Source organism: Endobacterium cereale, assembly GCF_009617585.1.
In the GTDB taxonomy this organism is placed as follows: domain Bacteria; phylum Pseudomonadota; class Alphaproteobacteria; order Rhizobiales; family Rhizobiaceae; genus Neorhizobium; species Neorhizobium cereale.
Map to the genome: position 1 here is coordinate 293,593 of NZ_WIXI01000046.1, position 23,429 is coordinate 317,021.

At 61.3% G+C, this 23,429-nt stretch carries 17 protein-coding genes; 11 read left to right on the forward strand and 6 right to left on the reverse strand.

The genetic code is table 11. The annotated features are described in order from the left end of the window. Positions 1-14 precede the first annotated feature (14 nt). Genes cobW through GAO09_RS18485 form a run of 6 tightly spaced genes read left to right on the forward strand, consistent with a single transcriptional unit; the run spans position 15 to position 7,911 of the window. On the forward strand, positions 15-1,052 hold the full coding sequence (gene cobW, locus GAO09_RS18460) for a cobalamin biosynthesis protein CobW (RefSeq protein ID WP_153355678.1): 1,038 nt from the start codon (positions 15-17) through the stop codon (positions 1,050-1,052). Beyond that, the gene (cobN, locus tag GAO09_RS18465; protein ID WP_153355680.1) at positions 1,052-4,426 is read left to right on the forward strand and encodes a cobaltochelatase subunit CobN; all 3,375 of its coding nucleotides are present in this window, start codon (positions 1,052-1,054) and stop codon (positions 4,424-4,426) included. Before cobW ends, cobN begins: the two co-directional genes overlap by 1 nt. Further along, positions 4,423-5,781, forward strand: coding sequence for a precorrin-3B synthase (gene cobG / locus GAO09_RS18470; protein ID WP_153355683.1), 1,359 nt, complete (start codon positions 4,423-4,425; stop codon positions 5,779-5,781). The genes cobN and cobG overlap by 4 nt, the downstream gene beginning before the upstream one ends. After that, a complete protein-coding gene (locus GAO09_RS18475; protein ID WP_153355685.1) occupies positions 5,778-6,410 on the forward strand; it encodes a precorrin-8X methylmutase in 633 nt (210 codons plus the stop codon). The genes cobG and GAO09_RS18475 overlap by 4 nt, the downstream gene beginning before the upstream one ends. Continuing rightward, positions 6,407-7,144, forward strand: a complete 738-nt coding sequence (locus GAO09_RS18480) for a precorrin-2 C(20)-methyltransferase (RefSeq protein WP_274379770.1) — start codon at positions 6,407-6,409, stop codon at positions 7,142-7,144. The genes GAO09_RS18475 and GAO09_RS18480 overlap by 4 nt, the downstream gene beginning before the upstream one ends. An 8-nt stretch (positions 7,145-7,152) precedes the next feature. Next, positions 7,153-7,911, forward strand: a complete 759-nt coding sequence (locus GAO09_RS18485; protein ID WP_153355792.1) for a precorrin-3B C(17)-methyltransferase — start codon at positions 7,153-7,155, stop codon at positions 7,909-7,911. Here the strand turns inward: GAO09_RS18485 and GAO09_RS18490 are convergent. After that, positions 7,881-8,642, reverse strand: coding sequence for a cobalt-precorrin-6A reductase (locus GAO09_RS18490; RefSeq protein WP_153355687.1), 762 nt, complete (start codon positions 8,640-8,642; stop codon positions 7,881-7,883). The two genes, GAO09_RS18485 and GAO09_RS18490, sit on opposite strands and share 31 nt — an antisense overlap. A gap of 1 nt (position 8,643) precedes the next feature. Here GAO09_RS18490 and cbiE point away from each other — a divergent pair, with 1 nt between their 5' ends. Genes cbiE through cobM form a run of 3 tightly spaced genes read left to right on the forward strand, consistent with a single transcriptional unit; the run spans position 8,644 to position 11,088 of the window. Then, positions 8,644-9,885: a precorrin-6y C5,15-methyltransferase (decarboxylating) subunit CbiE gene (gene cbiE, locus GAO09_RS18495; protein ID WP_153355689.1), complete on the forward strand. Its 1,242-nt coding sequence runs from the start codon at positions 8,644-8,646 to the stop codon at positions 9,883-9,885. Then, positions 9,882-10,301, forward strand: coding sequence for a cobalamin biosynthesis protein (locus GAO09_RS18500; RefSeq protein ID WP_324185491.1), 420 nt, complete (start codon positions 9,882-9,884; stop codon positions 10,299-10,301). Before cbiE ends, GAO09_RS18500 begins: the two co-directional genes overlap by 4 nt. A gap of 4 nt (positions 10,302-10,305) precedes the next feature. Continuing rightward, entirely contained in the window at positions 10,306-11,088 is a 783-nt protein-coding gene (gene cobM / locus GAO09_RS18505; protein ID WP_153355691.1) for a precorrin-4 C(11)-methyltransferase, read from the forward strand. Here cobM and GAO09_RS18510 read toward each other — a convergent pair. Beyond that, positions 11,034-12,188 carry a cobalt-precorrin-5B (C(1))-methyltransferase gene (locus GAO09_RS18510; protein ID WP_153355693.1) on the reverse strand — a complete coding sequence of 385 codons (1,155 nt, stop codon included), beginning with the start codon at positions 12,186-12,188 and terminating at the stop codon, positions 11,034-11,036. The genes cobM and GAO09_RS18510 overlap by 55 nt on opposite strands. A gap of 128 nt (positions 12,189-12,316) precedes the next feature. Here GAO09_RS18510 and GAO09_RS18515 point away from each other — a divergent pair, with 128 nt between their 5' ends. Beyond that, entirely contained in the window at positions 12,317-13,639 is a 1,323-nt protein-coding gene (locus tag GAO09_RS18515) for a cobyrinic acid a,c-diamide synthase CobB (protein WP_153355695.1), read from the forward strand. Between the two features lie 67 nt (positions 13,640-13,706). Here the strand turns inward: GAO09_RS18515 and GAO09_RS18520 are convergent, their stop codons facing one another. The 3 genes from GAO09_RS18520 to GAO09_RS18530 all read right to left on the reverse strand — a co-directional run bounded on the left by GAO09_RS18520 (position 13,707) and on the right by GAO09_RS18530 (position 21,494). Beyond that, positions 13,707-13,895, reverse strand: a complete 189-nt coding sequence (locus tag GAO09_RS18520) for a hypothetical protein (protein ID WP_153355698.1) — start codon at positions 13,893-13,895, stop codon at positions 13,707-13,709. Positions 13,896-13,959: 64 nt separating this feature from the next. Beyond that, a complete protein-coding gene (gene pbpC / locus GAO09_RS18525; protein ID WP_153355700.1) occupies positions 13,960-16,044 on the reverse strand; it encodes a penicillin-binding protein 1C in 2,085 nt (694 codons plus the stop codon). Further along, positions 16,044-21,494: an alpha-2-macroglobulin family protein gene (locus GAO09_RS18530; RefSeq protein WP_153355702.1), complete on the reverse strand. Its 5,451-nt coding sequence runs from the start codon at positions 21,492-21,494 to the stop codon at positions 16,044-16,046. Before GAO09_RS18530 ends, pbpC begins: the two co-directional genes overlap by 1 nt. A gap of 199 nt (positions 21,495-21,693) precedes the next feature. Between GAO09_RS18530 and GAO09_RS18535 the strand changes: the two genes are divergently transcribed. Beyond that, positions 21,694-22,359 (forward strand): sulfite oxidase-like oxidoreductase, encoded by a 666-nt coding sequence (locus GAO09_RS18535; protein ID WP_153355705.1) that lies wholly within the window; start codon positions 21,694-21,696, stop codon positions 22,357-22,359. 9 nt (positions 22,360-22,368) lie between these two features. Here GAO09_RS18535 and GAO09_RS18540 read toward each other — a convergent pair whose 3' ends face one another. Next, a complete protein-coding gene (locus GAO09_RS18540; protein WP_153355707.1) occupies positions 22,369-23,283 on the reverse strand; it encodes a methylenetetrahydrofolate reductase in 915 nt (304 codons plus the stop codon). Positions 23,284-23,429 lie beyond the last annotated feature (146 nt).

A 23,429-nucleotide genomic window follows, 5' to 3' on the forward strand; every position in this document is an offset into this window, starting at 1 on the left:
TCAGGAAAAATCCCATGACCGCCAATCTCGCCCGTATTCCCTGCACCGTCGTCACCGGTTTTCTCGGCGCCGGTAAGACCACGCTTCTGCGCCACACCCTGCAGAACCTCGAAGGCAAGCGCCTAGCCGTCATCGTCAACGAGTTCGGCGATGTCGGCATCGACGGCGAGATCCTGAAAAGCTGCGGCATCGAAAACTGCCCGGACGACAATATCGTCGAATTGGCCAACGGCTGCATCTGCTGCACCGTGGCCGACGACTTTGTACCGGCGATCGATAAGATTTTGGCTCTCGAACCAAAGGTCGACCACATCCTGATCGAGACCTCTGGTCTCGCCCTGCCCAAGCCGCTCATTCAGGCCTTCCAGTGGCCGAGCGTGAAAAGCCGCGTGACGGTTGATGGCGTTGTTGCCGTTGTCGACGGCCTCGCGCTGGCAGAGGGCCGGGTTGCCGACGACATGGAAGCGCTCGCCGCCCAGCGCGCTCAGGATGATTCGCTCGACCATGACGATCCGGTCGAGGAAGTTTTTGAAGACCAGATCGCCTGTGCCGACCTCGTCATCCTCACCAAGGCCGACCTGCTGGATGAAAAGGGTCTGGCGATTGCCAACGCGCATGTAACCGAACATCTGCCGCGCGCCGTGCGCATCGTGCCAGCCTCCAATGGCGTGGTCGATCCGGCCGTATTCATCGGTCTCGGCCTTGCCGTCGAGGACGATATCGATAACCGCAAAACCCATCACGACGACGAACTGGACCACGAACACGACGATTTCGACAGCTTTGTTCTGGATGTGCCCGCGATTGCCGATCCGGAAGAGCTTTCGAAGCGCATCGCCGATGTCACAGCGGCCGAAAAAGTGCTGCGCATCAAGGGGTATGTGGAGGTTTCAGGCAAGCCGATGCGTCTTCTCGTGCAGGCAGTTGGCCCGCGTGTGAACCACTATTTCGATCGTCCCTGGGCTGCCAATGAGGAGCGTCGTTCGCGCCTCGTCGTCATCGGCGAAAAGGGCATCGACGCGGCCAAGATCGAAAAGATTCTGGCGGCCTGATGCATATCCTCGCCACCACGTCGTCGTCGCTTGACGACCTGATCGAACCGGTCGATCTCGACCAGACGCCGGGCGACGTGGTGGTGCTATCCTTTACCGACAGCGATCTGAACGGCATTGCGTCGGCATGGGCAACTGGCGGCGATAGGATGCCGTCGCTCAGGCTCGCCAATATTTCCGAGTTACGCCATCCGATGTCAGTCGATCTGTGGATCGACAAGGTGGCGCGACACGCAAAACTCATCCTCGTGCGCATTCTCGGCGGCCATAACCGCTGGCCTTACGGCGCGGACGAACTGGCCCGCATGGCGCGTGCACGCGGTATCGTGCTCATAATGCTGCCCGGCGAATGCAGCGAGCGTGACGAACGGCTGGCGGCGGGAGCCACTGTTTCGGCAGAGGAACTTGAGCGGCTGCTATCGTATTTTCGCGAGGGCGGTCCGCAGAATTTGAAATTTCTGGCCACGCGACTGATTGGGCTTGCGAGAGGCGAAACGGCTGATACGGCCAATGCCGTGAGCGTGCCCAAAGCCGGGTTCTATCATCCCGGCTTTGGCGTTGAGGACAATCCGGGGAGCTTTCTGGCATCCATGCCGGGCGCTGCCATCGTGCCGATCCTGTTTTACCGCTCGATGCTGCTCGCCAGCGACGTGGCCCCCATCGATGCGCTGTTTGACGCGCTGCGTGCAAAAAACATTCTGGCCGTGCCGGTTTTTGTCGCCGGCTTGAAGGACAAGGCTTCGCTGGCCTTCGCCGAAACGGCAATGAACAGCTTAAAACCATCCGTCATCATCACCGCCACCGCCTTTGCCAGTGGCACGGATGACGAACGCAAAACCTTGTTCGACCGACTTGGCGTGCCGGTTATGCAGGTGATTGTGGCGACGACGCGACGCAATGCGTGGCTGGAAAACCGGCGCGGGCTGGGGCCGGCGGATCTGGCCATGCATGTGGTTCTGCCGGAACTCGACGGACGCATTCTAGCCGGCGCGATATCGTTCAAGGATGCGCGCGATGAGGATGCGCTCGGGTTTGCCGGGCTGATCAACCGGCCTGAGCCCGATCGGCTGGAACAGGTGGCAGGGCGCATTGCCGGCCTGTTGCGTCTGCAGAGGGCAGAGCGCGAGGATCGGCGCATCGTCATCCTGATCCCGGATTATCCCGGAGCACCGGGCCGTACCGGTTATGCCGTCGGCCTGGACGTTCCGCAAAGCGTGCTGGAAATGTTGAGCCATTTGCGAGACGCCGGTTATGACGTGCAAAACATTCCGACCAATGCGCGGGACCTGTTGCAGCTTCTAGATGACGGCGGCGAACACTGCCCGCTGCAGCAATATCGCGCATTTTTCGATGCTCTTCCGATGGATGCACGCGCCAGCGTGACGGCCACATGGGGCGGACCTGAGGACGACGAAGGGCTGCGCAACGGCGTTTTCGCCTTCCGCGCCGCCCGCTTCGGCAATGTCACCGTAGCGCTCGCGCCAGACCGCGGCCGCGAATTGGATCGCCGCACGGATTACCATGACCCGGAACGCCCGCCACGCCACGGCCTGATCGCCTTTGGCGCATGGATGCGCGACACGCTTGATGCGCATGCTGTTGTGCATGTCGGCGCGCATGGCACACTTGAATGGTTGCCCGGAAAAACTGTTGCGCTGTCGCAAACCTGCTTCCCGGAGATCGTGGTCGGCGGATTACCTGTCGTCTATCCGTTCATCGTCTCCAACCCGGGCGAAGCAGCCGTAGCAAAGCGGCGGATTTCTGCTGTCACCATCGGCCATCTGCCGCCGCCCCTGACCGAAGCCGGCCTTTCCGACGCGCAGAAAAAGCTGGAACTGCTGGTCGACGAATATGCGCAGGCAGATGGCCTCGACCGCCGTCGCCGCGACAGGCTGGCAAAATTGATCGTTGAAATGGCGCAGGAAACCGGGATTTCCGACGATGCTGGCGTGACCGCCGGTGAAGATGCCGATGCAGCGCTGACGCGGATCGATGCCTTTCTCTGCGACCTCAAGGATCTGGCGATAAAGGACGGCCAGCACGTATTTGGCCGCGATACCGATCTCACCATCGACGCGCCGGACCCGATGCGCAAACAAAGTGCCGAGGATGAGCGCAAGTCGTTTCTGGATGCACTGGACGGGCGTCACATCACCGCCGGACCTTCGGGTGCGCCAGCGCGTGGACGTCGCGACGTGCTGCCGACCGGGCGCAATCTCTACGCATCCGACCCGCGCACAATGCCGACGCCGACCGCCTTCGAACTTGGCAAACGCGCCGCCGATGAGGTGCTGCGGCGCTACCTGCAGGACCATGGCGACTGGCCAAAAAGCCTGATCATCGATTTATGGGGCAGCGCCAGCTTGCGCAGCGGTGGCGAGGAAGTGGCGCAGGGACTGGCACTGATGGGAGCCAGACCGGTGCAAGACCCGACCACCGGACGCATAACAGGCATCGACATTCTACCACCCGCAAGCCTCGGGCGACCGCGCGTGGATGTGAGCTTTCGCATTTCCGGCCTGTTTCGCGACATGTTTGCGCCGTTGATAACCCTGCTCGACGCCGCCACCCGCGCCATTGCAGCACGTGAGGAAGCGCCGGGCGACAACCCGCTTTCGGAAACGGCGCGGGCAGAGGGCAAGGCGCCGCAGCGCATTTTTGGTTCCGCCCCCGGCACCTATGGCGCCGGCATCGAGGAAAAACTTTCCGATGGCGAGTGGCGTGAGCGCGAAGAACTCGGAAAACTGTATCTTGATGCCACCAGCCACGCTTTTGGCGGTGCCGAAGGCGAAGGGTTCGAGGCGCAAGGACAGTTTGCCGAGCGTGTTCGCGCCGCCGACCTGCTGGTGCATACCGGTGACGATCCCGGTCGCGATCTTCTGGACGGATCGGCCGATGTTGCCTTTATCGGTGGCTTTTCCGCAGCCGTCGCCGCACTCGGCGGCAAGGCGGATGTAATCGCGCTCGACACCACCGATCCGGAGCGGCCCCGCGCCCGCTCTATGGTGGAAGCCGTGACCCGCATCGTGCACGCCCGCGCCACCAATCCGCGTTTCATCGCCGGACAGATGCGGCACGGGCCACGCGGCGCGTCCGAATTTGCCGAAACCGTGGACCGGCTGGTGGGTTTTGCCGAAACCACCGATGCCATTCCCGGTTCACTGATCGAGGCCGTCTATCAGGCCTATGTCGCCGATGAGAATGTGCGAAACTTCATTGTCGACCAGAACCGGCAGGCCGCCAGAGCAATCGCGGAACGGTTCATGTCCGCTCGCCGCCGTGGCCTGTGGCATCCGCGCCGCAACTCCGTCGATGGCGACCTGGAATTGCTGCTGGCCGAAGCCACTGGCGATAACGTGAAGGTGCGGGCATGACTGCAACGGTGCTTCACCCTGCTCGAACAACATCGCAGATGGTACGCGGTGCCTGCCCCGCGCTGTCGACACCGATGATGACAGGCGACGGGCTGCTGGCCCGCATCGGCCTTGATGCCCCGATTGCCCCGGCCGACCTTGCCCGCATTGGCGAACTGGCAACACGCCACGGCAACGGTTTGATCGATATTTCGGCACGCGGCAATTTTCAGGTGCGGGGTTTGACGGCGGCGAGCGCCCGTGCACTGGAGACTGATATTCTGCGAATGAACCTTCCTCTGCGCGATGGCCTGCCGGTGGAAACCGGCGCCTTGGCAGGACTGGATTCGCATGAAATCGCCGACCCGGAACCGCTGTCTTCTTCCATCCGTGCTTTCGTGAGCGAACACGATCTGTCCCGGCGACTGGCGGCAAAATTCGCCGTTGTGGTGGATGGCGGTGGGCAATTGCCGCTGCATGGGCTTCTCGCGGATATCCGCCTGTTGGCCGTACGCCGCGAGGAAAGCCTGTTCTGGCAGGTATTTTTGGGTGGCACCATGGCGACAGGGCGCGGTCTCGGATTGGTGACCGATATGGATGCCAGAACCTGTGTGACGCTGATATTGGCACGCATTGCCGTGATGGACGTCCCGCTACGGGGACGAGAACTTGATCCGGCCGAAGTCAAAAACTGGCTTGCCCCGATAACGCTGGAGAATGCCGTTTCACATGCAGTCACCCGCCCGTTGCCCTATGGTCTGTTGGCGCTGGCAGACATCCGGAAAGCCGCAGCCCGCATCGGCATTCCGTTCGGACAATGCCGGGCCGAAACGTTGATCGATCTCGGGCAGCAGGCAGCAACGGTCGGCATCACAGGAATTCGCCCGGCCATCGACCACTCGCTTGTGGTCTTTGGCCGCGAAGACGCCTGCCAGCAGATAATGGATCATTCCCGCCCCCTGATCCTTTCGCACAACGACCCGCGTGCAAAAATTTCCGCCTGCCCCGGGAAGCCTGCCTGCCGATCCGCATCCCTCCACACTCATGCTCTTGGTGAGATCGCTGCGCGACAAGCAGAAAGCCTGCTGGACGGGTCTCTGACCCTGCATCTTTCCGGCTGCACGAAAGGTTGCGCACACCCGTCAAAGGCACTGTTGAACCTTGTCGGGATGAATGACGGTACGGCATTGATCTTCGATGGCAAAACGAGCGATATGCCGCTCAAACTCATCCGCCATGGAGAGGAAGCCAAAGCACTTGGTGCTTTGGACGAGCTTGTCCGCCTCGAAAGAGGTATCGGCGAAACCACGGCAAAGTGCCTCACACGGCTGGGCCCTGCCCGGTTGGAACAGGCGCTTTCGCAAGGACTGTCATGACTGAATACGATTACATTCGCGAAGGCGATGCCATTTATCGAAAATCCTTCGCCATCATTCGGGAAGAAAGCGATCTGACACGCTTTTCCGAGGACGAGGCCGAGATTGCCATCCGCATGATCCATGCCTGCGGACAAGTAGAGGCGGCGCAGCACTTTCATTTTTCAGCCGATTTCGTGACCTCCGCGCGCGGCGCATTGAAGGCTGGCAAACCGATCTTCTGCGACGCGCAGATGGTGGCGCATGGCGTGACCCGTGCCCGCCTGCCCGCCGATAACGCGGTGATCTGCACGTTGCAGGACCCGCGCACGCCGGAACTGGCAAAAGCGATCGGAAACACCCGTTCGGCCGCCGCACTTGATCTGTGGGCTGATCAACTGGAAGGTGCGCTTGTGGCTATCGGCAATGCGCCCACGGCGCTGTTTCATCTTCTCGAAATGCTCGACGCCGGCGGACCACGCCCGGCCGCAATCATCGGCATGCCGGTCGGTTTTGTCGGTGCAGCCGAATCCAAGGAAGCACTGGCGGAGAGCCGCCACAGGATGCCTTACGCCATCGTTTCCGGCCGCATGGGCGGCTCGGCCATGACGGCAGCGGCCATTAATGCGCTTGCGAGGGCCGGACTTTGAGCACTGTTACGAAAGGCCGGATGATCGGCGTCGGCACAGGACCGGGTGATCCGGAACTGCTGACATTGAAGGCGGTGCGGGCTATCGCGGACGCCGATGTGATTGCGTTCTTCACCAAAAAGGGTGGCCACGGCAATGGCCGCGCCATCGTCGACGCGCATGTGCGCCCCGGCACGATCGAACTGCCGCTGGTCTATCCGGTCACAGTCGAGATGGACAAGGATGGCGACGATTATCGCGACGCTATCGCAGACTTCTTCGACCGCTCGGCGGAAGAGATTGCCGCGCATCTGCAAGCCGGCCGCAACGTCGTGGTGCTGAGCGAGGGGGACCCGCTGTTTTACGGCTCCTACATGCACTTGCATCTGCGGTTGACGACACGCTTCGACGCCGAGGTGGTGCCGGGCGTCACGGCGATGTCCGGCTGCTGGTCGATGGCCGGCCTGCCTCTGGTGCAGGGCGATGATATTCTGAGCGTGCTGCCGGGAACGCTTGGCGAAGACATTCTGGCTGAGCGGCTTTCCGGCACCGATGGCGCCGTCATCATGAAGGTTGGCCGCAACCTGCCAAAAATCCGCCGCGCGCTGGCTGTTGCCGGCAAGCTGGATGGCGCGATCTATGTGGAGCGCGGCACCATGGCCACGGCGGCCATGACACCGCTTGCCGAGCGTGACGAAAGCCCGGCCCCCTATTTTTCCATCGTGCTGGTCCCCGGCTGGAAGGCACGGCCATGACCCAATCCATGCGCGGATCACTGACAGTTATCGGTCTTGGCCCCGGCAATGCGCATCAGGTGACGCCGGAAGCACTGAGCGCCATCGAAGCCGGTGAGGATTTTTTCGGTTATGGCCCATATGTCGACCGGCTGAACCTGCGTGACGGACAGCGCCGCCAGGCCTCCGACAACCGCGAGGAAATTTCCCGCGCGCAGGCAGCACTCATGCTTGCAGCGAAAGGTGGCAAGGTCTGCGTGGTTTCCGGTGGTGACTCAGGCGTGTTCGCCATGGCAGCAGCGGTCTGCGAGGCCATCGAAGCCGGGCCTGCAGAATGGCGCGAGATCGAGTTTGCCGTCGTGCCGGGCATTACCGCTATGCTGGCAGTGGCCGCCCGCGTCGGCGCTCCGCTCGGCCATGATTTTTGCGCGATCTCTCTGTCAGACAATCTGAAACCCTGGGAACTGATCGAAAAACGGCTGATCGCGGCGGCGGAAGCCGGCTTCGTGATGGCGTTTTATAACCCGGTCAGCAAGGCCAGACCGCACCAGCTGTCTCGGGCCTTCGATGTTCTAAGGGCACATTTGCCGGGCTCCGTGCCGGTCGTGTTCGGCCGAGCTGCCGGACGGCCGGACGAAAGGATGCGCATCGTGCCTTTGTCCGAGGCACATTCCGACATGGCAGACATGGCGACCTGCATTATTGTCGGCTCTATCGAAACACGTCTGATCGAACGACCGGGGAAAGCACCGCTGGTCTATTCGCCGCGCTCTGCCGGAAAGATCTGAGCAAGATGGGAAAAAACGGCATCGACGCTTTCGAACGATGTGGCGGCGGGCAGGACCGGGCGGCGGATGACGATCACTTCGATGCCAAGCGTGCGGGCCGCTGCGATCTTTCCGTAACTGGCGCTTCCGCCGGAATTTTTCGAAACGATGGCGTTGATGCCGTGGTCGGCCAAAAGTCTCAATTCGTCGGCCTCGTGAAACGGGCCCCGCGCGGTGATGTAGTGAGTGAAGGGGACGCCAAGCGGCGGCTCGACCGGATCGACGCTACGAATGACATAGGAATGGTGTGGCGCCTGTTCGAAGGGCAAAAGCTCTTGACGCCCGAGCGCCAGAAAGGCACGCCGTGGCTTGGTTCCGAGTGCCGCCATCGCCGCCTCGACATTCTCCACATGTGTCCAGCGGTCGCCGCCCTGCTCGACCCAGCCTTCACGGCGCAACGCGATCAGCGGAATGCCGGAAATTCGGCTGGCTTCGGCGGCATTGGCGGAAATGCGAGCTGCATAGGGATGGGTGGCATCGATCAGCATGTCGATGCGGTTTTCAGCGAGATAATCCGCCAGCCCCTGCGCGCCGCCAAAACCACCGGTGCGAACCGGCACCGGCATGGAGATTGGCGTACGCGTGCGGCCGGCAAGAGACAGCATGGTGGCAAAGCGGGTATCGTTCGCCAAAACCTCGGCCAGAAGCCGGGCTTCGGTCGTGCCGCCGAGAATGAGGATGGAGTTTGTCAAAATGCCTCCTGAATCAGAACAGAACCATGTAGCGAATGATCCGTGGTTGTCCATCATCGGCATCGGCGAAGATGGCGTGGCCGGGCTTGGCGAGCGGGCGAAGACCGCGATTTCCAATGCCTCCTTCGTGTTCGGCGGCACAAGGCATCTGGAACTGGCTACGACATTGATCCGTGGCGAGGCACAGCCATGGCCACAGCCTTTCGATAGCGCAATGCAGGCGGTGGTGGCATTGCGTGGGCAGAAAGTGTGTGTACTGGCCTCCGGCGATCCTTTTTTGTTCGGCGTCGGCGTGACGCTTTCCCGGCATGTGCAGCCGGCCGAATATATGGCGATCCCCTGCCCCTCCGCATTTTCATTGGCGGCCTCACGCCTGGGCTGGGCCTTGCAGGATATCGAGACGGTTTCACTGCATGGGCGTTCGCTCGATCTCATCCGCCCGCTTCTGCATCCTGACCGCAAAATCCTGGCGCTGACATCCGATGAAAACGGACCGGCGGCGTTGGCGCAATTGCTCAGCGACACTGGTTTTGGAAAATCGCGGTTAACCCTTCTGGAAGCTCTCGGCGGACCGGATGAGCAAATTCGCCAGGACGTGGCCGAGATATTTGCGCTGAAAAATATCAATGTTCTGAACATGGTGGCCGTTGAAGTCATCGCCGCTGACCACGCAAGAATTCTGCCTCTGGCCTGTGGTCTGAATGATGACCTGTTTGACCATGACGGGCAGATCACCAAACGCGAAATCCGCGCCCTGACGTTGTCAGCGCTCGCGCCCCGGCGTGGTGAGATCCTGTGGGATATCGGCGCTGGATCAGGTTCGATCGGCATCGAATGGATGCTGCGGCACCCGTCGATGCGGGCGATTGCCATCGAAGGGGATGCAACACGCGCGGTTAGGATCGGCCACAATGCGGCAGCGATGGGCGTGCCCGGCCTGCGCATCGTGAAAGGCACGGCACCGGATGCGCTTGTCGGACTGCCGAAGCCGGATGCGATCTTTATCGGCGGCGGCGGCAGTGAACCGGGCGTGTTCGATGCAGCCGTGGAAGCACTGGGGTCGGAGGGACGACTGGTGGCCAATGCCGTGACGCTGGAAATGGAGGCGGTGCTGCTGGCTGCGCATGCAAGACTGGGAGGATCACTTAGCCGGCTAGAAATTTCACGGGTCACGTCGATCGGAAAAATGTTGGGCTGGCGACCGGCTATGCCGGTTACGCAGTGGATCTGGACCAAACCGTGAGCGAAGCTGCACTCACAAGACGGATCGTTGCCGGCATCGGCTGCCGCAGAGATACGCCGGCAGAAACGATTTTGAGCGTCCTGGCGGAAGCGCTGGAAAAGACGCGATTGGCCGAACAGAAGCCGGACTTGCTGGCGACAGGCGTGATCAAGGCCAACGAGGCCGGGATCATAAAGGCGGCCGAAAGGCTCGACATTCCGATCGCCGTGGTCGAGCAAGCGGCACTGGAGGCGGTGGCACCACGCACGCTGACCGTTTCAGAAATGAGCCTTGCCCATGCCGGCACACCAAGCCTGTGCGAGGCAGCGGCATTGGCCGCAGCCGGCGAGCGTGCGGTGTTGGCCGCTCCAAGATATGTACGCGATGGCGTGACCTGCGCTATTGCCGTCGCAGATACCGAGACTGGAAAGACCTGAGATCATGACCGTTCACTTTATTGGCGCCGGCCCCGGCGCGGCAGACCTGATTACCGTTCGCGGTCGCGACCTGATCGGAAAATGCCCGGTCTGCCTGTTTGCCGGCTCTATCGTGCCACGCGAACTACTGGCCTATTGCCCGCCGGATGCTCGCATCATCGACACTGCTTCTCTGTCTCTGGACCAGATCGAGGCGGAATACGTGAGGGCGGATGCCGAGGGGAAGGATGTTGCGCGCTTGCATTCCGGCGATCTTTCCGTCTGGAGCGCGGTAGCCGAGCAAATCCGCAGGCTGGAAAAAAACGGCATCGATTATACGATGACGCCGGGTGTGCCTTCGTTTGCTGCCGCAGCTTCGGCGCTGAAACGCGAACTGACCATTCCCGAAGTGGCGCAAAGCCTGGTTTTGACCCGCGTATCCGGCCGGGCGTCGAAGATGCCGGACGGCGAAAATCTGAAAGCCTTTGGTGCGACCGGTGCGACGCTCGCCATTCACCTCGCCATACATGCCATTGCCAAAGTGGTGGAAGAATTGACGCCGCTTTATGGCAAAGATTGCCCTGTGGCCGTTGTAGTGCGGGCGACATGGCCGGACGAGCGGATTATTCGCGCCACGCTTTCGACCGTCGAGGCAGAACTGGCCACCGATCCGGTGGAGCGCACCGCACTCATTCTCGTCGGGCCGGGACTGGCAGCGGAAGACTTTCGCGAAAGCGCGCTTTACAATGCCGATTACGTGCGCCGGTTCAGGGGCGGAGACGGGCCGGGATCGGACGGCGCGGCGTGATCGGACGGTGTGAACGGCGCTTCGGCAACGAATTTGCCCTGACGGTCAAAGATCAGGATTTCAAGTGCCATGTCCGGAGTGTCGAGCACCTTGGCCGCGGTCTGCCATGCCAGCGCGGCAATCGCCGGACCAAGCGCGAAACCGTCTTCGGCCGCCATCTGAAAGGCATGCGAAACAGTATTGGCGCCACGAATCCTTTCGGCCAGTTCAGCGCTGGCGCCGGTTTCAGTGGCGACCTTCGCCAACCCATCGAGATCGGCCAGTCCACGCTTGGAATGCAGGTCGAGCATGCCTTGCGCCAGTTTGGTCATCTTGGCCACGCCACCGGCAATGGTCACGCGTGGCACTGGATGGGTTTTGAGGTATTTCAGCATGCCGCCGACGAAATCGCCCATATCGAGAAGGGCAACGTCTGGCAGTTTGTGACGCTGCTGCACGGCCTTTTCCGAGGTCATGCCGGTGGAGCCGGCGACATGGGTGAGGCCTTCGGCACGCGACACATCTATGCCGCGCCAGATGGAGTGAATCCACGCCGCGCAGGAAAACGGGATGACGATGCCGGTCGTGCCGAGGATCGAGATGCCGCCCAGAATGCCGAGGCGGCCGTTCAGGGTTTTTTCGGCGATCCTTTCGCCATCTGCGACAGACACTTCGACCTCGAAATCGGTCTCACCGCCCGCCACCTCGCTTATTGCGGCGGCGATCATCTGTCGGGGCACGGGATTGATGGACGGTTCACCGACACCAAGCGGCAGACCGGGTCGCGTGACCGTACCAACACCGGCACCGGCCTTGAACGTAATGCCGCTGCCGGGTCGACCACGCCGGACAGTGGAGGAAATCAGCGCACCATGGGTAACATCCGGGTCGTCGCCGGCATCCTTGACGATCGCGGCACGGGCGAAATCAGCCCCCAATTTTTCCTCGGCCAAAGCAAAAGCCGGACGCTGACCACCCGGCAGGCCCACTTCGACCGGGTCCGGAAAGCTTCCAGTCAACAACGCGGCGCAGGCGGCCTTGGCCGACGCGGCAGCACAGGTGCCGGTGGTCCAGCCACGCCGCAGGTTCTTGCCATCCGGTTCGGTGCCAGCTTCACTCATAAATGCTTCTATAACGCCACCCTCCGCTGACGTCACCGGCAAAAGGTTCTTTGAATGACACGCATATCGCTGCCATACGCCATCGTGGAGACGATGCCCTCTATCCCTCAGACGCGAAGGACAGCGGCATGACTGCGCGTGCTCTCATCATCGGCGCACCACGCTCGGGCTCGGGTAAGACCAGTGTAACGATCGGCCTTCTGCGGGCCTTCGCCCGGCGCGGGGTAAAGGTCCGCGGCGTCAAATCGGGGCCGGATTATATTGATCCCGGTTTTCATCATGCCGCCACCCACCTGCCCGGTCTCAATCTCGACACCTGGGCGATGGAGCCGGCACTGGTGGCGCACCTGCTCAACGATGCAGCGCGCGATACCGAATTGGTGCTGATCGAAAGCGCCATGGGCCTGTTTGACGGTATTGCCGGCGGCGAAGGCCGCACCGGTTCGGCTGCCGATCTGGCCCGGCTGCTCGGCATTCCGGTTCTGCTGGTACTGGATGTTTCCGGCCAGTCGCAGACGGCGGCGGCGGTGGCGGTGGGCTTCCGGCATTACGATCCTCAGGTGAGAATTGCCGGCGTGGTTATGAACAGGGCCGGCAGCGAAAGGCATGTCAAGCTTTCCGGCGATGCGATTGCTGCCACAGGCCTGCCGCTAACCGGTGCCGTGCTGCGCAACCCGGATCTGGTGCTTCCCGAGCGGCATCTGGGACTGGTGCAGGCAAGCGAACATCCACAGATTGAGGGCCATATAGAAAAGCTGGCTGATGCAATGGAAGCCTCGCTCGATCTCGATGCCATTTTCGATCTGGCGGTGCCTCTGACACAAACGACCGTACAATCGCCGGATGCCAATCTTCAGCCACCCGGTCAGCGCATTGCACTGGCGCAGGATGCGGCCTTTACCTTTCTATACCCGCATGTCGCCGCCTACTGGCGCGCGCAGGGTGCGGAGATCATTCCCTTCTCGCCTTTAGCCGATGAAGCGCCGGCCAAGGATTGCGATATCTGCTGGCTGCCGGGCGGTTATCCCGAACTGCATGCCGGTACGATTGCCGCTGCCGAAAATTTTCTGGGAGGGCTGGCGGAGTTTGCGCAGACAAAGCCGGTTCATGGCGAATGCGGGGGCTATATGGTTCTTGGAGAAGCGCTAGAAGACGCCGATGGCGTCACCCACCGGATGACCGGACTACTGTCGCACAAAACCAGTTTCGCCAAACGCCGCATGAATCTCGGTTACCGGCAGGCGACGATTGCCGTCGATGGGCCACTGGGCAAAGCGGGCAGCGGCATCCGAGGTCATGAGTTTCACTATGCCAGCGTGACGGATGCCGGCACTGACGAAGCCTTTGCGACGATAGCAGACGGGACAGGCAAACCACTCGGCACATCCGGCGGCCGGCGCGGTTTTGTGAGCGCCACCTTCTTTCATGCGATTGCCCGCAACACCGTGTGAGCGAAAGCACGCCCAAACGAAAATGGCTCGCACCGAAGTGTGGGCCAAAAATGTAAGATGTTCAGCCTTAGTGGCTGTTCATATGGCTTTGCTGACCAGCTTTTACGTGCTGCTCATGCGAACCACCCTGGGCACCACGAGAATTGTCCTCGCGACTCGACGAGCCGGATGCCTTCACGCCTTGGTTCTTGTGGCTCTGCTGGCCGGCCTTGACGTGCTGTTCGTGGGCCTCCACCTTGGTTTGCTCCAAGACCATTGGCGGCCTCGTGGTCAAAACAGGATGACCCAAAACTGTTCCTGCATTTTCGAAAGAAATGAACTCACTCGACGAACACCCGCACCGTCGCCGCGCGCCCAACCGCATCGATGACGGTCAGCGTGGAATAGCCGCCGCCATCCGGTTGCCATTCACTGGTGCGGCGGCGTGACAGGTCCTGCAACGGCTGGCCGTTTGCAAGCCAGCGAAACGGTGCGCGGCCGCCCTGCAGTTTCAGCATCAACGGTTCCAGTGTGCCGCCCGACGCAGCACCGAGATCGACGCGTGCGCCTTCCGGCGGATAAACAATCTGCGGCGCCGGTTCGCGTGCCGAGGCAGAGATCAGGCCGGAGGCGGTCAGGGAAAAACGCCGCTGACTGATCGGCAGATCCGCTTGCGCCACACGCACCGCTCCCGCTGGCGCTGCCGGCATCGGCGTGATGGCAACGCCGGAACGGGAAAAGGCTTCGAACAGGATCGGGGCCGCCGTCGCATAACCGGCAATGCCCGGCACTGCACCATTGTCCGGCCGGCCCACCCAGACACCCAGCACATGGCGGCCGTCATAACCGATCGACCAGGCATCACGGTAACCGTAACTGGTGCCCGTTTTGTATGCGATGCCAAGGCGACGGCTGCCTTGCGGCGGCAAAACATCGGAAAGGATGTCGGTGATGTTCCAGGTGGCGACCGGTTCAAGCAGCGGATCGGCGGGATCAATGCCCGGCTTTTCGCGAACACCATCGCCGAGCCGCACCGGCTGGCCGCGATTGGCAAGCCCGGCATAAAGCTGCACCAGATCCTTCAACGACACACCGACACCACCGAGACCGATGGCCAGGCCCGGCGCTTCGCCGATCGGCAGAGCAGGCTTCACGTCAGAACGGCGAAACCGCATCAGTAGCCGGCTGGGACCGACGGCATCGAGAAGGCGCACCGCCGGCACGTTGAGCGACAATTGCAGCGCCTGACGGATGGACACGTCGCCCTGATAGCTCATGTCGAAATTGCGCGGGCGATAGCCGTGGAAATCGGCGGGGCGATCCTCGATGACAGTTTCCTGCGATACCAGACCCTGTTCGAAAGCCAGACCATAGATGAAAGGTTTGAGTGTAGAGCCCGGCGACCGGTTGACTCGCGTCATATCCACCCAGCCGGACCGGCTCGCATCGAAATAATCCGCAGACCCAACTTCTCCGACGATCTCGCCGGTGCGCGCATCGGCCATCACCATGGCGAGCGAAATTTTGGGCCCAAGCTTCTGCACGGCGGCGCGTGCGGCATCTTCCAGTCCGCGCTGAACGTCGCGCCGCAAGGTGGTTACGTGCCGGGCGTCCGCCGGTTGTTTGCGGATCGCCGCTTCGGCAAGATGCGCGGCATAGGCCGGCAATTGCAGGCGCCGCGACGGCACCGGATGCAATGCAGCCTGTTCTGCGGCCGCCTTGCCGACAGTTTCTCTCACCGGCTCACGCTGGAGCACGCGCTGACGCGCAGCGGTGGCCGTCTGACGATGACGATCCGGCCGTCGCGCTTCCGGCGATTGCGGCAGTGCGACGAGAAGCGCTGCTTCCGACACCGAAAGTCGGCGCGGCTCCTTACCGAAATAGGCAAGGCTTGCGGCACGCACGCCTTCGAGATTGCCGCCATAGGGCGCGAGTGTCAGGTAGAGATCGAGAATTTGCGCCTTCGACAAACGGCGTTCGATCTGGACGGCGCGGGCGACCTGCACGAATTTCGCCGTGAAGGAGCGATTTTCGCGTGGTTCGATCAGCCGTGCGACCTGCATGGAGAGCGTCGAGGCGCCGGAAACGATACGGCCGTTGGTGACGAATTGCGTCGCCGCTCGAACGAGGGCCCATGGATCGACGCCGGCATGATCGTAAAAACGCTGATCCTCATAGGCGACCAGCATGCGCAAAAACTGCGGATCTACATCCGCCGCCTTGGTGCCCAGTCGCCAGCGGCCATCCGGCGTGGCGAAGGCACGCAAAAGCTGGCCGTCGGCATCCACCACCTCGCGCGAGATCACCGCCGCCTTGTCGAGCGGCGGCGGCCAAGCGCGATCGGCGGCTTCCAGCCCATAGACCGCCGCCACGCCGAGAAGGGTGATGGCGGCCGTGCCGATGAAGAACTTATGCCAGAGCCGCATTATTGCGCCGCCTTCACCTCCATGCGGCCCGTCGCGGTGCGCGCAGAGAATTGCGGGCGATACATATCCTCGACGTAAGCTGCCGGGTGGTCGTAGACGCCGGGCGTGACCGCACGGACCACATAGGCCAGCGAGATTTCGCGGTTATCACCACCCGAGCGATCGAAGGCGGCGACAAAACGGTCGTTGCGGAATTCCGTATGAGCGGCTTCTGTATCGCCGATCCATTCGAAATTGGTCAGCTGGGCGCTGTCGACGAGGCTCGGATTGTCGATCTCGAAACCGGCAGGCAGGAGATCGGTGATAACGATGCGCGAGGCCCAGTTGTTGCTTTCCGTCACCGTCAGCACCACGACGTAACGCTGGTTCTGTTCGGCTTCCGTGACACTGATTTCCTCACCTTCCAACGTGTAATAGGCGCGGGAAATCTGGAAACCGTCACCACCGGCCGGCAGCGGCACCACCGGTGCGGCGACCGTGGTCAGCACCGCCGAGAGCGGATCGGGGCTGCGATTGGCGAGCGTAACCGGATGATCGGCCAAGGCGGCACCTTCGATGCGGGACATGTATGCCCCCTTGTGGGCGGCACCATTGACCTGAAGGTTGATGCCGTCATCACCCTGCTGCAACGCGCGCGCCGCAAGCAGCATCCAGGCCTGTTCCTGCGTGCTGGTATATTTTTTATTGCGCCATTCGCTGGCAACGACCTTGGAAAGCTCCGGCACGATGGCCGGAACCGGACGGCTTTCGGCGGCAAGCGCCAGAACCGCCGCGCCATCACGCAGCGACGAACCGTAATCCGAACGGGCGAGGCTGACCTTGCGGACCTGCGCATCCTCGGCCATCTGCAGCGACTGGGCAAAAATGGTTTTGGAACGCTGGGCATCGCCGTAAAGCGCAAGCGATGCGGCGAGATGCGCCTTGGCAAGCGGTGTCGGGAATTCCGCCAGCATCGTATCTGCGTAATAGCGCAGATCGCTGATGGCGGCCTTGCGGTTGCGCGACAGCACATAGAGCGCATAGGCGATCTCGTTGCCCTTGTCGCGGACGCTGTTGTCGTAACCGAGACCGTTCTGGAGGTTTTCCAGCGCCTGCACCAGCGCCTGATCCGGCACCGTATACCCCTGCTCACGGGCGCGGCTCAGGAAGTCGGTGACGTAGGAATCCAGCCACAGATCACCCGAACCCGGCGACCACAGGCCAAAACTGCCCGACGACGACTGGTAGGAGAGGACGCGGTAAATGGCGTCCTGCACCCGCTTCTTGATGTCGGCCTCGTCGGCCAGACCATTTTTCTGCGCCAGTTCGCTGAGATAAAGCAGCGGTAGCGCGCGGCTGGTGGTCTGTTCGGCGCAACCGTAGGGGTAACGGTCGAGGCTGGTCAGCAGAGACGGAATATCGAACTCGGCCGAGCGGCTGACATTGAGCGCGATCGAGGCACCCGGCAAAATGCTGTCAGCAAACAGATCGCCATTGACCGTGAGGCTGCTGCCAGGGGCAAGCGAGATGACGCGGCGGGTGGTGATCGGCAGGGTTGCCGGGCGCACCGGCAGGTAAAGCGCCTGTTCCAGCGCCATGCCACTATCGTTTGTCAGGCGGATATTGATCTGACCATCACCGGGCTCAACACCGGAGATTTTTAGGGCCACATCTTTTTTGCCGCCGGGCTGCAATTGCAGTGTCTGTTCCGGCGCGGCGACCGAGATTGCATCATTGCCGGTAACCGAAAGGCGATAGCTTCCGGCAGGCGCATCCGTATTGGCGATGTCGAGACGCAGGTTGGCTTCATCGCCGGGGGCGAGGAAACGCGGCAGGCTGGCGGTGACGACGACAGGATCGCGGATAATCACATCCGTTACGCCATGGCCGATACCGGTCTTCGACCAGGCAACCGCCATCACACGGGCCGTGCCGTTGAACTGCGGGATATCGAAACTGACTTTTGCATTTCCATCCGCATCCAGTTTCACCGGACCGGAGAAGAAGGCGACGAGTTTTTCCTTCGGCGGGCTGGCCTGCAGCGCCATGCTGCCACCATCACCACCGGTGCGGATCCGACCCATGGCACCGAGCGAACCATCGATCAGGCGTCCGTAAAGATCGCGGATTTCCAAGCCGAGACGGCGCTGGCCAAAATAGAAATCATCCGGGGCCGGCGGTTCATAACGCGTAAGATTGAGAATGCCGACATCGACGGCGGCAACCGTGACATAAGCTTCCTCACCCACACCGGCGCCGGCGACATTGACGGCGACTTCAAGCGGTTGGCGCGGCAGGGTCTTTTCCGGTGCGCTCAGCTTAATCGCAAGATCACGCAGTTCCGGATCGACTTTCAGCCAAGTGATGCCGATGGCACGCATCGGCATGCGGTTGTCGCGTGCTTCGCCGGGACGATAGAGCGTTGCCGTGACATAAGAACCGGCGCCCCAGTTTTCCGTGACCGGAATTTCGACCTCGCCGCCGTTTTCGCCGATATCGACGTTTTCGACCGAGATCAGCTGTTCGGCACCACCCATGACCATGAGCGAACCGGCATAACGCGACGAGATTTTCAGTTTCGCGGTCTCGCCGACCTTGTAGCTCGGCTTGTCGAGGGCGATTTCGAGAGCGTCGGGTGTTTCGGTGGTGCTGGCGGTGACGAACCAGCCGGCATCGAATTCGACGCTCGACTGCGGCCCGCCGGCTTCAGGCGTTTCGACTTCGAGGCGGTAACGACCCCAGCCGGCCTGTACGGAAATTTCGCCGCCATCGGCAGACAGATCGACTTTGCCGTTTGCTACCTGCTGCGTGCGGGTGATCGGCTCGTAACGCCAGGAACCACCCTCGCGATACCATTGATAATTGCGCTCCAGCTTGACGAGTTTCCAAAGAGCACCCTTGGAGGCAACCTTGTTGCCGGTCTCATCGACCATCACGACATGGAATTTGCCGAGGGCGTTTTCAGGAAGATCGCCGGAAAACTGTGGCTTGATGCCAAGACGCGGGCCATCGGCACGCACCGGCAGCGTCAGTTTGCGCTCGATGGCGCGGCCGCCACCTTCCTGCATGCGCACGACGATATCGGCGGAAACCAGCTGCGTGGTGGAGGGGATTTCGGCAATGGCGGCATCGAAGCTGGCCTTGCCGTCTTCATCGAGCGGATCGAGCCCTTCGAGCGGCAGGCGGGTGGCTTCGGCAGCTTCCTCATCGGCGAGGCCGAAGAGATAGCCCTTGAAAGCTTCCGTCTCGCGCGACGGTTTCAGCACCACTTCGCCTTCGAGATTAAGCCCGGCAGCGGGGGCGCCATAAAGATAACGGCCATCGACATTGACCGGCAGCGGTTGACCGACCGTGATCGTATCGACGTCGCTGGTCAGATCGAACTCAATGCGATCCGGCACAAAATCATCGACCAAAAATTCCTTGGAGGCGATGGCCGAACCCTTGGGATCGGTAAACACCTGCATGGTCCAGGTGCCGCGCATAGAGGTTTCCTGCAGGGGCAGATCGAGTGCGTAACCGCCGAGCTGTCCGTTTTCCACCTGACGGCGATCCTCGACACCATCCGGGCGCAGGAAAACGAAGGTCAACGGCAGATTTTCGATGGCGTTGGAATCTACATCACGCGCAAGCGCCGAGGCATGCACGGTTTCGCCGACGCGATAAATGCCGCGTTCGGTGAAGGCAAAGATATCGATCGCGCCTGGCGCGGCGCGGCCGGTGACGCCTCGGTCGGACAGGTCGAAGCCGGCGCGGGTCATGTCGAGGAAGACGTAGTCCGTATCGCCGTTCTTGGCCGTCAGCACGGCTGGCGTCATGGCGGCGGTGCCGCGCATCAGGCCGGCAGTGAAATTGGCGCGGCCATCGGCATCGGTTGTCAGAGTGCCGAGAATCTCGTTGTTTTTGGCGAGAAGCTGCAACTCGACGTCGGCGACCGGCTTGGCGGTAGAAAGCGAGCGCACGAAAACGTTGAGGCCATCGGTGCCGGCATAGGTGGAAATGCCGAGATCGGAGACGACGAACCACTGCGTTGCCTTGTTTTCCCAGCTGTCTTCGTTGGCTGTCGGCAGGCTGGCGGTCATCACATAAACGCCCGGCTTGCGCTCAGGCAAAGCTTCATCGACCGGGAAACTGGTGACGACGTCCTTGTTCATTTCCTGGCCGATTTCGAGTGAACCTTGCCAGACCAGCTCGCCGCTTTCCTCCTGAATGCGGTTGGCGCTGTAGCCATCCATCTGAGTGAGGAATTGCGACGAAGTGAGAAGCGGGGCGATGCCGCGCTCGCCGATCCGGTAGAGTTTCAGGCTCGCGCTCGGCGTGTTTACGGACACGAGCGGAATGCCGCGGCGGGCCGTGGAGGGCAGCACAAAACTATCGCCGGTGAAACGCAGCGACGGCGAACGATCCTTCACATAGATGTCGACATCGACGGCGGCAGCGAGGTTTTCATCGACCGAAGACGGCAGGCCGCGGCGCAAAGTCAGCTTGTAACGCTGGCCGTGAGTGAGACCTTCGACGCAGATCTGGTTTTCCTTGGCTTCCATCGCCTTGGGGGCAGCGCCATCCAGCGTGACGAAGGGTGCGTAATCGACGCCCGCCTTCACCAGCGGTTCGGAAAACTGGATACAGGCGCGCGCTTCGGCGCTATCGGCATCGACCGTATTACCGACGACGCGGAAACCAAAACGCTGCACGAGATCCTGATAAACGGCCTGCACCGTCTTGGCGTTGACCAGCGCAAGGCTTTCCTTGAGCGCATTGATGGCCGCGCGATGATTGGCTTGACGCTCCAGTCCGCCGCCGAGAAGGGCAAGTGCTTCCGCGCGACTCTGCGTCGAGCGGCTGAGCTGGTAACCATTGATACCGGCCATGACAGCCTGACGGGCATATTCACCGTTGTTTTCGACACTGCCGGCGGCGCGGGCCATTTCAAGCCACAAAGCGCCGTCTTCCGGGTTGATGGCAAGGGCGGCCTGATAGGCAGGAAGTGCGGCACCGATATCATTGCCGACGACTTCAAGCTGCGCCAGCGCCTTCAGGCTTTCCAGCCCCTGGCCTTGTAATGCTCCCGTTGGCGCAAGACCATCCTTGAATTCGCGAGCCTGCTGGATCAGTTCGTCGGACAGGAAACCGAGGCGCGGAGCGGCACCGATATCCGGCTCGGCAGCAACATTGACGACCTTGCCGGCGATCGCGCCCGGGGCGGCGTTCAGCTGGTTGAAGTCCGATTTCAGAAAGCACCACTTTGCCTTGGTATTATAGGTGAAGGCACGGCAGGAGCGATCATCGATGCAGGCCGTCTGGCACTGGTTGACGTCGATATTTTTCACCGTGCGAAGGTCGAAACCGGTGTAATCGCTGTTTTCGCTGGTAATGACTTGTCGCCGCGTTTCCTGCGCCGACAATGGCGCGGCCAAAGCCAGCGCGCCGAGGACAAAAGCAGAGATGCGGAAAAAGGCGCGCTTAGACATAAAAGTCCTCCCCAACGCGGTACCGTGAGCCGATGGCACTTTTCTAATTTGACGGGTGCTTGTCAATCTTCGGCGCAGATATGCGCCAGCTACGTGACAAGCTCAAGATGGGAAATTTACCGCGATTGGCCGGCGATGGACTTACGGTCTGCGGCGGCGCAGAATTGCGCTTTCACAAATCAACGACGGGTCTCTGCCGATGAGTGACGATATGCCCGAACCCGAGGTGACGAAGCTTACCAGCACAAAACGGAAATGGGCGGCGGAAGGGAAATTTCTGACCGGCCGGATTTCACGACCGGAAACCGAACGTCTGCCGCCGGGCCAACATCTGGTGAAAAACTGGCCTGTACTCGATCTCGGGCAACAGCCGGAAATTTCCCGCGAGCGCTGGCGGCTGGATGTGCGCGGTCTGGTGATGCACCCGATAACGCTGAACTGGCAGGATTTCGAAGACCTGCCGCAGAGCGACAGTCTCTCCGATATCCACTGCGTCACAACATGGTCGCGTTACGACAATCATTGGAAGGGCGTGAAGACACGCGACCTGCTCGATCTCGTTTTGCCAAAGGACGAGGCGAATGCGGTGATGTTGACCAGTTACGATGGTTACACCACCAACCTGCCGCTTTCCGACTTTGCCGCAGACGATGCGCTGCTGGTGACGAACTGGGAAGGCCAGCCCCTCACTGAAGAGCATGGTGGACCCGTGCGGCTTGTCGTGCCGCATCTCTATTTCTGGAAAAGCGCCAAATGGCTAAGCCGCATCGAATTCCTGCGCGACGACCGGCCGGGCTTCTGGGAAAAGAATGGATATCACATGCGGGGTGATCCATGGGCCGAGGAGCGGTATTCCGACGATTGATCGTTCCGATCAGATCGCAGTAGCCAAACCGTTCTGCGCCCGCGCGTTGGCCCAAGTCGCACTGGCGGCAATTCCGCCGAGCGGAAACAAGTGGCACTGTTCGATGCGGCTTTGCGGATGCGTGGCGCAGTAGGCCTCGATCTCGTTGACCAGATCGGTCGGTTCGAACGGCACCAGCAGTTTTCGGAAATCCAGTGCGCGTTTCTGAAGTATGGAAAGCGACGGGCCGACGCCGCAGGAAATCGCGAACTTGATCAGAGTCTGCAGTTTGGTCGGTCCGGCAATGCCGAGATGGATCGGCAGGTCGATGCCATTGGCGAAAATCCGTTCAGCCCATGCAATGACCGGTTTGGCATCAAAAGCGAACTGGGTGACTACAGCCATCTTGGCATCGGTGCGTTGGGCGTATTCGTGCTTCGAACGCAGGGCGGCATCGACATTGATGGTGCCGCCATCTCGATCGATATCGCGATTACCTTCCGGGTGTCCGGCCACATGCAGGCGGTTGAAACCGTAACGGTCGAACAGACCGGTTTCCAGCATGGACGTGACGCTATCAAGATCACCTGCCGGGCGGGCATAACCACCACCAAGCAGCAACGCCTGCTCCACACCGGCCTCCTCACTGTAACGTCCGATCCACGTGTCCAGCGTTGAAACATCGGCAATGCCACGCGCAGGGATGTGCGGCATGGGGGCAAAACCTTCGGAGGTCAGGCGACGCGCCGTTGCCACCATGTCATCGATCGGCGTGCCTTCGATATGGGCGACATAAACGCGTGTGCCGGCGGGCAGAAGTGCGCGAAAGTCCTCGACCTTGGCGGCGGTGCGCGGCGTGACTTCGATGGAGAAATGCGAAAGCAGGTTGATCGCCTCAGGTGCCATGACGGCATCTGCGTTCTCATCCGTCACTGCAATGGCCATGAAGTTTCCCGTATCCGATACACGCGCATTCCGCATGATGAGCGGAACGTTCTTGTCATTTGATATCAGGATAGGATGACAATGTCTTTTGCGCATGCCGCAAGGCCGACATGCACGGGCAGATTTACGCCCATGCATGCTGCGGA

Coding starts and splice junctions, on each gene's coding strand:
- cobW (WP_153355678.1), top strand. CDS start 15: ATGACCGCCAATCTCGCCCGTATTCCCTGCACCGTCGTCACCGGTTTT.
- cobN (WP_153355680.1), top strand. CDS start 1,052: ATGCATATCCTCGCCACCACGTCGTCGTCGCTTGACGACCTGATCGAA.
- cobG (WP_153355683.1), top strand. CDS start 4,423: ATGACTGCAACGGTGCTTCACCCTGCTCGAACAACATCGCAGATGGTA.
- GAO09_RS18475 (WP_153355685.1), top strand. CDS start 5,778: ATGACTGAATACGATTACATTCGCGAAGGCGATGCCATTTATCGAAAA.
- GAO09_RS18485 (WP_153355792.1), top strand. CDS start 7,153: ATGCGCGGATCACTGACAGTTATCGGTCTTGGCCCCGGCAATGCGCAT.
- cbiE (WP_153355689.1), top strand. CDS start 8,644: ATGCCTCCTGAATCAGAACAGAACCATGTAGCGAATGATCCGTGGTTG.
- cobM (WP_153355691.1), top strand. CDS start 10,306: ATGACCGTTCACTTTATTGGCGCCGGCCCCGGCGCGGCAGACCTGATT.
- GAO09_RS18510 (WP_153355693.1), bottom strand. CDS start 12,188: ATGAGTGAAGCTGGCACCGAACCGGATGGCAAGAACCTGCGGCGTGGC.
- GAO09_RS18515 (WP_153355695.1), top strand. CDS start 12,317: ATGACTGCGCGTGCTCTCATCATCGGCGCACCACGCTCGGGCTCGGGT.
- GAO09_RS18520 (WP_153355698.1), bottom strand. CDS start 13,895: ATGGTCTTGGAGCAAACCAAGGTGGAGGCCCACGAACAGCACGTCAAG.
- pbpC (WP_153355700.1), bottom strand. CDS start 16,044: ATGCGGCTCTGGCATAAGTTCTTCATCGGCACGGCCGCCATCACCCTT.
- GAO09_RS18530 (WP_153355702.1), bottom strand. CDS start 21,494: ATGTCTAAGCGCGCCTTTTTCCGCATCTCTGCTTTTGTCCTCGGCGCG.
- GAO09_RS18535 (WP_153355705.1), top strand. CDS start 21,694: ATGAGTGACGATATGCCCGAACCCGAGGTGACGAAGCTTACCAGCACA.
- GAO09_RS18540 (WP_153355707.1), bottom strand. CDS start 23,283: ATGGCCATTGCAGTGACGGATGAGAACGCAGATGCCGTCATGGCACCT.